Origin of the sequence: Microbulbifer celer (assembly GCF_020991125.1) — a bacterium.
In the GTDB taxonomy this organism is placed as follows: Bacteria; Pseudomonadota; Gammaproteobacteria; order Pseudomonadales; family Cellvibrionaceae; genus Microbulbifer; species Microbulbifer celer.
In genome coordinates this window covers 1105939-1118750 of the sequence record NZ_CP087715.1, presented here as the reverse complement: position 1 = coordinate 1118750, position 12812 = coordinate 1105939, and the positions used below count along the sequence as shown (strand labels likewise).

General features: G+C 60.1%; 10 protein-coding genes. All 10 read right to left on the bottom strand.

Annotated elements, in window-relative coordinates; genetic code table 11:
• Positions 1-8: 8 nt before the first annotated feature.
• Entirely contained in the window at positions 9-1025 is a 1017-nt protein-coding gene (locus tag LPW13_RS04460; protein WP_230438233.1) for an HPP family protein, read from the bottom strand.
• 122 nt (positions 1026-1147) lie between these two features.
• Positions 1148-2404, bottom strand: a complete 1257-nt coding sequence (locus LPW13_RS04455; protein ID WP_230438232.1) for an MFS transporter — start codon at positions 2402-2404, stop codon at positions 1148-1150.
• Positions 2405-2559: 155 nt separating this feature from the next.
• Positions 2560-4566 (bottom strand): transglutaminase TgpA family protein, encoded by a 2007-nt coding sequence (locus tag LPW13_RS04450; RefSeq protein WP_230438231.1) that lies wholly within the window; start codon positions 4564-4566, stop codon positions 2560-2562.
• Positions 4566-5588, bottom strand: a complete 1023-nt coding sequence (locus tag LPW13_RS04445) for a DUF58 domain-containing protein (protein ID WP_230438230.1) — start codon at positions 5586-5588, stop codon at positions 4566-4568. Before LPW13_RS04445 ends, LPW13_RS04450 begins: the two co-directional genes overlap by 1 nt.
• Before the next feature lie 2 nt (positions 5589-5590).
• Positions 5591-6502, bottom strand: coding sequence for an AAA family ATPase (locus tag LPW13_RS04440; protein ID WP_230438229.1), 912 nt, complete (start codon positions 6500-6502; stop codon positions 5591-5593).
• Between the two features lie 327 nt (positions 6503-6829).
• Positions 6830-8014 (bottom strand): O-succinylhomoserine sulfhydrylase, encoded by a 1185-nt coding sequence (locus LPW13_RS04435; RefSeq protein ID WP_230438228.1) that lies wholly within the window; start codon positions 8012-8014, stop codon positions 6830-6832.
• A gap of 378 nt (positions 8015-8392) precedes the next feature.
• Entirely contained in the window at positions 8393-9880 is a 1488-nt protein-coding gene (purF, locus tag LPW13_RS04430; RefSeq protein ID WP_230438227.1) for an amidophosphoribosyltransferase, read from the bottom strand.
• Positions 9881-9948: 68 nt separating this feature from the next.
• Positions 9949-10446: a CvpA family protein gene (locus tag LPW13_RS04425; RefSeq protein ID WP_230438226.1), complete on the bottom strand. Its 498-nt coding sequence runs from the start codon at positions 10444-10446 to the stop codon at positions 9949-9951.
• Positions 10447-10687: 241 nt separating this feature from the next.
• On the bottom strand, positions 10688-11455 hold the full coding sequence (locus LPW13_RS04420; protein WP_230438225.1) for an SPOR domain-containing protein: 768 nt from the start codon (positions 11453-11455) through the stop codon (positions 10688-10690).
• Positions 11442-12707, bottom strand: a complete 1266-nt coding sequence (folC, locus tag LPW13_RS04415; protein ID WP_230438224.1) for a bifunctional tetrahydrofolate synthase/dihydrofolate synthase — start codon at positions 12705-12707, stop codon at positions 11442-11444. Before folC ends, LPW13_RS04420 begins: the two co-directional genes overlap by 14 nt.
• Between the last annotated feature and the right edge of the window lie 105 nt (positions 12708-12812).

Sequence of the window (12812 nt, the reverse complement as noted above, 5' to 3'; positions counted from 1 at the left end):
AAAGCAGATCAGGATGCGTTGGTGGTGCGGGATTCCACCGGCTCGTCCACGTCATCAATACTCTCACCGGCCTTGATCCAGTGTCCGTTTCTGAATTCCACCTCAAAACGGGCCCAGTGTCGAAACTCTTCTCGCAGGCAGATTCCGGTTTCGTATCCGCCGTCCCCAGCCAGTACTTTGTAGATAATACGGTCCCTGACCGGTGGTGGTTCGCGGGATTCGTCGACCACCTGGCGCACACTCCAGAGCTTGCCCAGTTTGCCATTGCTGTAGCAGCGGCCGGCCACGATCGATCTGGGGTGGGTAATGTTGCGCTCGGCGTGCCGCTTGGCCAGTTCCAGTAGTTCCGTCAGCCCTTCTGCGGTGATATCCACGAAGGAGTCCTGCTCCTGGATCGCGGCAGCGAAGTCTTCCTGGGTGATTTCGTGCTCCCGCGTAACCGGTTCCGGGCTTACGGAAAGCTTGGCGCGGCGCCCCAGGTGCACCGGGTAGCGGCGCCAGTGAAAAAGGCCATTGAATGCCAGCGCCACCATCAGTATCAACAGGACATTGGTCAGGATCGGCACCAGCAAAAATTCAAAACCCAGTTGATACACTGCATCGCCACCGGTAACCGCGGTCAGTGCGGTCGCGCCTCCGGGAGGGTGAATACAACGGAGATAGTACATACCCGCCACAGCCAGGCCGACCGCAGCGCCGGCGGCGATGAGCTCAATGCCGATCCAGCGATGACACAACACACCAATCAGCGCGGATAGCAGGTGGCCGCCCACCAATTGCCAGGGTTGCGAAAGCGCCCCGTGCGGCACCGCAAACAGCAAAACAGCGCTGGCACCCATGGAGGCAATAATGAAAAAACTGGTGCCCACATTGATAAACCCGGCCTGCACGGAAAGCTGTGTTGCCCAGTTGACCACCACAATGGCGAGGGCCGCCCCCAGTGCAGACAACAGTTTTTCCCGGTGGCTGGTGGTATTGCGCTCAATCCCCAGATACGCACGCGATTCTCCAATCAACGTCGCCATCCTCGCCGCTGCCCACACCTGAAACCGCACTGTTCCCCTCCCCTTGATACCGGGCCGATTTATTAATTGAATTCTTGTTGACGTCGAAAGACGGCGACTCAGAACCGCGTGCGCTGATCGCTTCAGCGCTCGGGAATTTCCCCGTGTTCTAGACGCAACTGTCGCAATGCACCGCTGAACCACACCACCATGAAAGCCAGTACACTGAGGATTCCCGCCCACAATAGTGTGGTAAGCGGTGCGGAGTACTGACTCACGGCCCCCGCCGCCAGCGCACCGATCGCCGCTGAACCGAAAAGTGACAACTGGTAAATGGAAATAATACGGCTGCGCACCGCCGCTGGCGCCAGCACCTGTACGATCGCCTTGCCCAGCGCAGCCGAGGCAGCGGATACCGCCCCCCAGCAGGCACATAACAACATCAGTCCGTAGGGTGTCGGCCCGAAACTGATGGCTACCAACAGGCCGGCACTGTAGAGCAGGCACATGAGCACACCGCGCCCGGGCTGATCGCCCTGCCCGCGCCGCAGCATCATTACTGTGGCGACCACAGTTCCCGCCACGAAGGCAACCTGCAAGGTCGCGTAGTAGCTGGCACCGCGCCCATACTCTTCCGCCAACAGAGGTAAAACCACCAGAAAAACACCGATGTGGACCAAGCCATTGAACGCCACCAGCGCCACCAGCTCGCTGATAGCGCGACTTTTTTTTACTTCAGAAAACCCTTCCAGCAGCGCCGAGGGCAGATTTCTGGAGCCCCGGGTTTGCGGTGCAGGCCCGAGGTGGCGCATGGAGAAGAAACACATCGACGCGATCAACAGCACCGACAATTGAATCAGCAGCAGAGGCTGAGCCCCCCAGTGATCAAAGCGACTCGCAAGTAACATCCCCACGGCCTGACCACCATACTGGGCCAGCATCATCCAGGTCACCATATGTTGCACCCGGCTTTCACTGAGTTTGCCACTGCCCTCTTCCGGCTTGTGCGCAGAGCGCTGTACCAGGTTGTCCCGCGCCGGTTGCAGAAAAGCCGTACAGACCCCGAGACTGACCCCGTAGGCGAGCAGCAACGCCAGATCCGGCACCTGGAACCAGAGGGTGTAAGCCAGAGTGGCGTGGCAGAGGGAGAGACCGATACAAGACAACATTGCCACACGGGCAGAATCGAACCGGTCCGCCAGCGCGCCGCCGAAAAGAAGGAATAAAAGATTTGGCAATAGCACCGAAGCCTGCACCCACCCCAGCTGCAGAGCCGGCAGTTCCACCACCGATACCGCCAGCCACGGCAGCAGTACGACCTGCAGACCAGTAGCCAGAGAAGTGCCGCTGTAGCCGAGCAGGAAGGTTTGCAATCGTGCCGCGAACGCGGGAAATGCCATGACAGAATCCGGTAACTCTTACACTGAACTGGGCACGGAACACCACCACGGTTCCGGCACGGCGCTATTTTCCCACACATTGCACCGCTTGGGGGCATCCATAGCAAACGGATAACTTTCGGTTTGTGGAATCAGCGGTTCAACGGGCCAACCGCTTAATGAGTTAGCCGCATGGGCCAGAATCCGCGCAGTAAACGACGCAACTGTTTCTCCGCCGCCGGATCCTCGGCAAAGGCCGCTTTCTGGTACGCCGCAGTGATTCTGACAGCAGCACCGCCAAGGCGGGGATTCTCGGCCTGGATACGACGGGCGTAATCCGCCGGCGCTTCCCCGGAGTGACGCGCCAGCCCCACTCTCGCCATCCGTCGGCAGAAGCGCAGATACAAGCGGTTGGCGGGCGACAACCGAGGCCCCCGAGCGGACACCTTTAACCAGATCAGCAACCCGAGCAACGCCACCCCTGCGGGGACACCAAAAAACAGCAACAATCGGGAAACAGACACCTCTCCCAACAGCCGGCGCAGCAGCCCCTGCTGACGCTCACTGTCAAAGCTGACAACTGTCTGATACCAGCGATAGTTGATCATGTCCCACTGCAGGCGTATCCGGTTGAGGAACGCCAGCTTGTGCAGCGGCACCAGGGAATCCTGCATAAATTGATCGGCCGCGGCAGACTGCAATCCATCGCGAATGCGCTCCGGAGATACCGCAGCAGTGGGATCCACCCGCACCCAGCCTCGTGCAGGTAACCAGATTTCCGCCCACGCATGGGCGTCGTACTGGCGCACTAGCAGGTATTCCTCCTGCTCAACCCACTCTCCGCCCTGATAGCCGGCTACCACGCGCGCCGGAATACCCGCCGCGCGCATGGTAAACACATAACTGCTGGCAAAGTGTTCACAGAATCCCTGACGAGTAGAAAACAGGAATTCATCGACGGAATCCCGGCCCAATGCTGGCGGCTTCAGGGTATAAGTAAATTGACCATGGTATTCGGCAAGAACTTCCTCCGATATCTGCTCACCACTGAGCCCCCGGCGCTGTAACTCTGATGCCCATTGACGGGCACGCGGGTTGCCGTCATCCGGCAATTGCAGGTTTCGACGCCGCACTTCGGCGCTCAATGGGGTAACCTGAGGCGTACTTTCCCGCGGCCAGGTCTGAACCTGGTAGGCCAGTCGGCTGGCCACCGGCGCGCGATAAACCAGCGTATCCTCTGCGGTCGCCATCACGCCGCGGGTTTCAGAATCCGGCCGCGCGAGGGCAAACAGCCACGGATTGTAGCTGGGCTCCTGAATCACCTGATAGCGATAACGCGGGCCTACTTCCGGTAGCGGGCGAACAGTTTTACTTCCAGTGATCGCAGCGCGCCCGCGGCCAAAAGCGTCTGCAGGCTCTCCCTCACTCCAGCGGCGCCCATCGAAATGGCTGTATACCAGGCCGCGCCAGTAACGCTGCTCCGGCGGGGGTACCGAGCCATCGAAGGCGATCCGCAGCGCGGGCTTATCGGATTTCGACAGGCGGCTGAAATCCCCCGGCGTCATGGAATCACTGATACCGGTAGAAGCACCAGCACTGTTCTGCGGCACTGCCCACAGCGGCCCTAAACGAGGCACGGCGATAAACAGCAGCAACATGACCGGCATCGACTGCGCCAGCAGGCGCGCCGAAAGCCCCAGTGCGCGCCCGGGTCGCGCGCTGCCCCTCCCCTGTTGCGCCGCCAACGCCGCGGTAACAATCACCACACAGAAAATACCGTAAACGGCATAGGGGATGGTCTGCTCGAAGACAAACAGAGTGGCAGCGAGGAAATACGCAAGCATCAGGCTCAACAGCGCATCCCGCCGGCTCACCAGCTCGATATTTTTCAGGGTGAACGACACCGCCAGCAATGCCACCATGGGCTCCAGCGCGAACCAGCGCCGGTAAGTGAGCGATAACCCGGCCACCGCCAGCGTTACCACCGCCAGCTTCACCAGCCGCCCCGGCATTTCCCAGCGACCGCGATACACTTCGAGGCGCCAATAGACCGCTCCACACCAGGCCCCCACCAGCCAAAGCGGCAAGTGGGAGAACTGCGGCAGCAACACCGCCAGTTGCGCGGCAAAAATCCACAACAGGCTCTCCCGCGGCAACAGAGAATGTATCTGACTGGTGGCCACTAGCTTTCTCCTCCGCCGCGGACACTCTGCACCGGAAACAATGCCAGTGCCTTCAATACCTGCTGCTGGTGAGTGCTTCCAAGCCCGGGCTTGATCGTACAACCCGGCATTTTGAGTCCGTAGGCAATACCCGCCCGCTCGGCTTCCAGCACCCAGGCGCAAAGGTTGCTGAGACGGATCTCCACATCCCGACCGGCCAACAGGTCCCAGTCCAGCCACAGTCTCTCATCGGAGCCGCTGGCATATTCCCGGCTGTAGAGGTCGCGCCCTCCGGCATACTGCTTCCACGCTACATGGCGCAGGGAATCTCCCGGTTGATAGGGTTTGAGTCCGGCAAAATCTTCACCGCCACGTATATGCGGCTGCGGTGCGTCACCCTCCCCAACGCTGGCGCCTACCGGCAGCGGGCCAACCGATCTCGGTTGCGGGTACACCAGCCACTCGCAGTCGAGATCCACCCAGCTCCAGCAGCGGTACAGCCCTAACGGGAAAGTACTTTCTACCCGGATTCGCGGCGCGCGCACATGACCGCGCTGCACCACGGGCAGTGCGATTTCCACCTCGTTTTCGCGCCCTGTCACCAGATCGGTCTCGATGCCTTCTTCCGGCGGCCAGAAAATGCGCACACGCTCGTGTCCACGCCGCCCCCTGCGTTCGAGCACAATACGCGCGCGGGCAAAATCGCCGGCAAATGCTACTGGAGCCTCGACCAAGCGCAGTTTCAGTCCGGAGAGGTTGGCAAAGGTATGTACCGGCAGCACCACCATGAGCCCGACCATCAGAAACGCAAGGGCGAAAACGAGGTTGTTCTCGTAATTGGTGCCGAGAAGCCACAGTAAAAAAATCACCAGCATAAACGCGAGCCCGCTGCGGGTGGGCAGTACGAACAGGGTGCGGTGATTGAGGGTAACTGAGGTCGCGGCCGGGGAACGGCGATCGAGCCAGCGCATCCAGCGGCGGCGCCAGCGTTGCGCGATACCGGTGGATACGTCGGAAAAGGTGGATGCAGATCCTGTGCGCATTGTCAGGCGGCGATGATATCGACCTGGTGCATCATGCGCTCCACCAGTTGCGCGCCGTCGCTGCCGTCACTCTGCAGGCGGTGACCGGCGACGGCAGGCAGTACTGCCTGCAGGTCTTCCGGCAGCAGGTGGCCGCGATTGTGGATCAGTGCCCAGGCGCGGGCGGCGTGCAGTAGTGCCAGGGCGCCCCGCGGTGACAATCCCACGGCGCATTCCGGACTCTGGCGACTGTGTTGCACCAGGCGCTCGAGGTAGTCGAGCAGGGAGTCGGACGCTTTGACCTGGCTGACCAGGGCCTGCAGCTTTTTCAGGCCATCCCGATTGATGCGCGGTTTGAGGGCGGCGAGCTGTGCGCGGGGGTCGACGCCCTGGAACAGGGCGCGCTCGGCTTCGCGGGTGGGATAGCCGAGGCTGATACGCATGAGAAAGCGGTCGAGCTGGGATTCCGGCAGGCTGAAGGTGCCGGATTGCTGCAGGGGGTTCTGGGTGGCGATGACGAAGAAGGGGCTGGGCAGTGGGCGGGTTTCGCCGTCGATGCTGACCTGGCGCTCTTCCATGGCTTCGAGCAGTGCGCTCTGGGTTTTTGGGGAGGCGCGGTTGATTTCGTCGGCGAGCAGTAGCTGGCTGAAGACGGGGCCTTGATGAAAGCGGAATTGGCCGCTGTCGCGCTCGAAGATGCTGACGCCGAGGATGTCGGCGGGGAGCATGTCGCTGGTAAATTGGACGCGGTTGTAGGATAGCCCGAGGACTTGTGCGAGGGCGTGGGCCAGGGTGGTTTTGCCCATGCCGGGCAGGTCTTCGATCAGCAGGTGACCACGAGCCAGCAGACAGGCCAGTGCGAGCTTTACCTGGTGGTCTTTACCCAGAAGTACTTTGCCGATATCGGCGACAATGGCGGAAATAATTTTTTGCACGGCAAATCCATTACTGCTCGGTTTTTCTTTCCCCGTCGCTGTTCAGAAGTACTCCTTCAGAGATGACCTCCATCTAGCTCGGTGGTACGCAAGTAGTTAGGTTCAGGGGCGGTGCTGCTAGCGATAGTCGCTCACAAGACACGCCGTAAACCCATCCATGGGGGCTCTTCTGCGAGGTCCCTCTCACAGAAGGTCTTGTGAGCGACTATCCCTATCAGCCCCTTCGCATCAAAGGGCGAATATTGACCGAACCACTAGCCATTAATCATAGGCTCCGCGGTTAGCGGGGCTATTTATCATGTCACATTCTGCGTCATTGTGACCGGTTTATGTGAGCGTGGACAAGCCTCGCGCCAGATCTGCCTTCAGATCTTCGACATTTTCCAGCCCGACAGAAATCCGGATCAGGTTTTCGCTGATCCCCGCCCTCTCCTTGTCTTCATCGCTCAAACGCCCGTGGGTGGTGGTGGCCGGGTGGACGATGGTGCTTTTGGCGTCGCCGAGGTTGGCGGTGACGGAGAAGATATTGCAGGCGTCGATCACTTTCCATGCGGCTTCACGCCCGCCTTTGACCGCAAAACTGAACACGGCGCCGAAGCCGGATTGCTGGGCGGCGGCCAGTTGGTGGCCGGGGTGGCTGGGGAGGCCGACGAAGTTCACTTTTTCCACCGCTGGCTGTTCGCTCAACCACCAGGCAATATCCAGTGCGCTGGTGCAGTGTGCCTGCATGCGCAGCTTGAGGGTTTCCAGGCCTTTGAGGAATACCCAGGCGTTGAACGGGCTCATGCTGGGGCCGCAGGTGCGCAGGAAGATGACGATTTCGTCCATGACTTCCTTTTTGCCCACCACAACACCACCCACGCAGCGGCCCTGACCGTCGAGGAATTTGGTGGCGGAGTGCACGACGATATCGGCACCGAGGTCGAGCGGGCGCTGTAGTGCGGGGGTACAGAAGCAGTTGTCCACTACCAGCTGGGCACCGGCGCTGTGGGCGAGGTCGGCCATGGCGCGGATGTCGGCGACTTCGCACAGCGGATTGGACGGGGTTTCCATAAACAGCAGCTTGGTCTTGCCGTCGAGGGCGTCTTTCCACCCATTGAAGTCGGTGAGATCGACAAAGGTGACCTCTACCCCGAACTTGATCATGTAGCGGGTAAACAGCGCGGTGGTGGTGCCGAAGACGCTGCGGGAGCAGATGACTTTGTCGCCGCTTTTCAGGGTGGCCATGCACAGGCTGAGAATGGCGGCCATACCGCTGGACGTGGCGACGGCGGCCTCCCCTCCTTCCATGGCGGCGATGCGTTGTTCGAACATGCGCACGGTGGGATTGGTGTAGCGCGAGTAGACGTTGCCGGGGGATTCCCCGGAGAAACGCGCGGCGGCTTCTGCCGCGGAGGGAAAGACGTAACTGGAGGTGGCGTAGATGGATTCGGAGTGCTCGCCTTCCGCCGACCGGCTCTGGCCTGCACGTACCGCCAGCGTTTCCAGTGCGTAGCCGTCGTCTTCAAACATGGATTAACCGTCCCGGGTCTGTGTGATTGGAAGCGGTAATCTTACCCCAAGAAAAAGAAAAACGCAGAAACAAGAGACTCGGGCGAGAGAGCACTACGAAGTGCAGTAATCTGACGTGAAGCCAGAGTAGCGGGGATCCGTTTTCAAAAGCGTCGGCGACAGGGACGTCGCCGCCGCAGCGTACAGGGATGTATACACAGCGGTTTTGAAAACGGATACCCGATGCTCTGGCGCCACTACAGGACACTACGGAGTTCCCGGGGCCCGGTAAAACCTCGTAGTTCTGATGGTAGCGGTGCTTTAGCGTTAGACTAAAACACTTCGGCCCACCGATTGGTGGGCCGAAGTGATACTTAGACTGGTCTAGATAGTGAGAAGTTACAACGAACTATCATTGCCCTTACTGGACTTCGCATTGTCATTGCGCGCCGCGTGCAGGCTTTCCAGGTATTCCTCGGTTACATCGCCGGTGATGTACTTGCCATTGAATACCGCGCAATCGAACTCTTTGATCTCACTGTTACCTTCCGCAGAAGACTCCACCAGATCTTCCAGCTCCTGATAAATCAGCCAGTCCGCACCAATCTCCTCACAGACCTCTTCCGTCGTGCGACCGTGCGCAACCAACTCAGAGGCCGAAGGCATATCAATACCGTACACATTCGGGTACTTGACCGCCGGCGCCGCAGACGCGAAGTACACCTTATTGGCACCCGCCTCGCGTGCCATCTGGATAATCTGCTTGCACGTAGTACCGCGCACAATCGAATCATCCACCAGCAACACATTCTTGCCGCGGAACTCCAGCTCGATCGGATTCAACTTCTGACGCACAGATTTTTTACGCTGCTTCTGACCTGGCATGATGAAGGTACGGCCGATGTAGCGGTTCTTCACCATCCCTTCCCGGAATTTTACACCCAGACGGTGCGCCACCATCTGGCCGGCGGAGCGGGAGGAATCCGGGATCGGGATGACCACGTCGATATCGTGATCCGGGCGTTCGCGCAGAATCTTCTCTGCCAGGTGCTCCCCCTGACGCAGGCGCGCCTTGTGTACGGAAACACCATCCATGATCGAGTCCGGACGGGCAAAGTACACATGCTCGAAAATACACGGGTTCAGTGACGGGTTTTCCGCACACTGCTCCGAATGCACGGTGCCATCCAGTTCGATGTAAATGCACTCACCCGGCGCCACATCGCGTACCAGGGTGTAGCCGCCCACATCCAGCGCGACGGATTCAGAGGCCACCATGTATTCGGTGCCCTTGTCGGTTTCGCGCTTGCCGTAGACCAGCGGGCGAATGCCATTGGGATCGCGGAAGGCGACGACGCCGTAGCCGACAATCAATGCCACACAGGCGTAGCCGCCGCGAACGCGCTTATGTACCGCGCGCATTGCGGTAAAGATATCTTCCGCTTTGGGCTGTAGCTTGCGCTGTTCCAGCAGTTCGTGGGCGAACACATTCAGCAACACTTCGGAATCGGAGTCGGTGTTGATGTGGCGCAGGTCCTGCTGGAAGATTTCTTCCTTCACCTCACTCACGTTGGTGAGGTTGCCATTGTGGGCCATGGCGATGCCATATGGGGAGTTGACGTAAAACGGTTGCGCCAGTGCGGGGCCGGAGCTACCGGCGGTGGGGTAACGCACATGGCCGATACCGAAATTACCTGTCAGGCGCTGCATGTGCCGCGCGCGGAACACATCCCGCACCAGGCCATTGGCCTTTTGCTGATTCAGGCGGTCACCATCACAGGTGACGATGCCCGCGGCATCCTGGCCCCGGTGCTGCAACAGGGTGAGCGCGTCGTACAACTGTAGATTGACGTCACTCTTACCGACGATTCCAACGATGCCACACATACTTCAGTTAACCCCAGTCATTGTGAGATGGTCATGGTGATCTAGCGCTGCCTCCTGCAACCCAGGGATCATTCAATTTTTCCTGCGAAGAATTCCTTGATCGCACCGGCCGCTTCGCGTGCGCGATCCTCAAATCCGAGAAAATGCGGAATCAGCGACGATTCCTGCCACCAGCCATCCTCATTGACCGGCGCCAGCGCCGGCGCAAAAATCAGTAACGCAAGTACGATGATGCAACCGCGAAACAATCCGAACACCATACCCAATACCCGATCCGTGCCGGAAAGCCCGGTGGCTTCCACAAACGCAGACAGTGTCATATTCAGGCCGGCGCCTGCCAGCAGGGTAAAAATGAACAGAATGGCAAAGGCGGCGATGGCCTGTAGAGAAGGTGTATCGACAAGGTTGGAAAGCAGTGGTGCCAGCTGGTCGCGGAACATCATCGCCACCACGAATGCCGCCACCCACGTGAGGAGCGATAGCACTTCGCGCACAAATCCCCGGCCCAAGCCGATCAGCGTGGAAATGGCGATGATTGCCAGAATGGTCCAGTCAGCCCAGTTCATTCAACCCTACCTGCTACGCAGCGGCCGCCGCGAAGAGCGCGCATTCTAACTTACCGACCGGGGCGCGTGAAGCCGTTCACTCAATCCATATGAATTAGGCTGAACCTTTCGCGACCAGACAGTTTGCACTCCTGCCCCGGGATCCCCCGGTACACAGGGCCCCGAACCCCATTCCCGCCCCCTGTATAGTATGGTCTGCGCAGGTTTTTCAGAGGCGATATCGAGGCGACCCGCTAAGCCCTCAAGCTTTGTAGCGCAGCACCAGCGTTTCGGTCTTGAGCAATTGATCCAGACGACGCTTTTCTGACTCGGCATCTGCACGCTCCAGTTTTGGGCCCACGAAGACACGCACAAAGCGCCCTTTGGGCGTCTCTACCGCCCGGGTATAGGCGCGGAAGCCGGCGTCGAGCAGCTTGTCCCGCATCCGGTCTGCGCTGGCCTCCTTGCTATAAGCCGCCACCTGTACCACCCATCCCTCCGGAAGCCCCGCGGCGTCCAGACGGGTTTCTTTTGCGGTGGAGACCTCGGCCTTCTTGGCCTTCTGCTGAGCGTCCGGCTTCGGTAACGAAGTGGGTTCCTCGGCAGTTTCTGTTTGAACCCGCGTCGTGGCTTCAGAGGGCTTGCTATCGGACCCGGAAGTCACAGGCTCGAGGTTATCGGATTCAGCTGCCGCCAGCGGCGCATCCGGGTCCGGTGCCGGGCCGAATTGCTCTTTGAATTCCGGCTGAAATACCTCGTTGACTGGCGGAGCCGGTGCCACATCAACCACGGGCTCCGGCTCTGCGATGGCAATGGGCTGAATATCCGGGGGCTCTGGAATCTGTGAGGTAATATCGATGTAGCGCGCGCCCTCGCGATCGAGCAATGAGGGCAGAAAGATTACGGCCAGTGCCACCAATACCAACGCGCCGACAACACGCTGCCTGACCCCGTCGTTCAGACGACGCGACTGGGTATTCCGGGTAGTTTTGGAAGAAGGATTGGCGGAGTCACTGTTACGACTGGCCATCGTGTTGTTCTCTTGTGAGCTGCAGGACTTCCGCAACGGTAAAGAAAGAACCGAATACAAGCAACCTGTCTCCCGCCTGCAGCACTTCAATCAGCGACTGCAACCGCTCCGCAACGGGCATGCACTGGCGGTCCACCTGTGCTTCAGGCACCCCCGCTTCCGACAAACCGCGCAACAGCTGAGCGGCATCTGCCGCGCGCGGATTGTCCGGCAACAACGCCGGGAACCAGTGATCAATCTCGTGTTTGAGGGGCGCCACCAGGCCGGGCACATCCTTATCCGCCATCACCGCCACCAATGCCAGCGTGCACCCGGAAACCGGCCGCTGCGCCAACCATTCCGCCAGATAGGTGGCTGCCGCGGGGTTGTGACCGACATCCAGCACCAGCTCCCTGCCCAACCAGTCCAGACGCTGGCAGCGTCCCGGCATCTGGAGTGTTTCCAGTACCCGGCAGACTTCGTCTGCCCCCGGGAGCGCACCTGCGAGCGACAGCGCGGTCAATGCGGCGGCGACGCTGGCCGGCGGCAGCTGAACCTGCGGCACACCAATAGTCAGCTCCGGCTCCCCCTGCAGGCGGAACCGATGGTCCCCGATCTCAAACTGGTGACCGATAAAGTAGCTCTCGCATCCCAGCTCACGAGCCGCATCCACCACCGAAGCAGGCGGGTGCGCATCGGCACACACAAAAGTTTTACCGCGGCGCAGGATGCCCGCCTTCTCGGCCCCGATCACTTCGCGGTCATTGCCCAGCCAGGCCTCGTGATCTACGGCCACACTGGTGATCACGGCAATATCCGCATCCACCAGATTGACCGCATCCAGGCGCCCACCGAGCCCCACTTCCAGCAGCGCAAACTCCACCTCGGCGCGCTTGAACAACCAGAAGGCCGCCAGCGTGGTGAACTCAAAGTAGGTCAGGCTGGTCTCCCCCCGAGCCTGCTCCACCGCCTCGAAGGCAGTGATCAGGTCTTCATCACCGACCTCTTCCCCATCAATCCGGATCCGCTCATTAAAGCGCAACAGGTGCGGCGAGCTGTAAGCCCCAACGGTGTGACCTGAGGAGCACAGCAACGCCTCCATCGTGCGCACACAACTGCCCTTGCCGTTGGTACCCGCTACGGTGACAACCCGCCGCGCGGGAGTGTCGGCATCGAGCCGACGGGCGACCGCAGATACCCGCTCCAGGCCCAGTTCAATTTCCGTGGGGTGCAGTTGTTCCAGGCGGGTGAGCCAGGATTGCAGATCGCGCATGGGGAAAGCCCGAGTTGATTAAAACAGTGAGACGAAAGTGACTAGAGCGGCGGGAATTTTAGTCGCGAAAGGCGGCAGGAGGAAGACATCGAGGGACAATGCCCT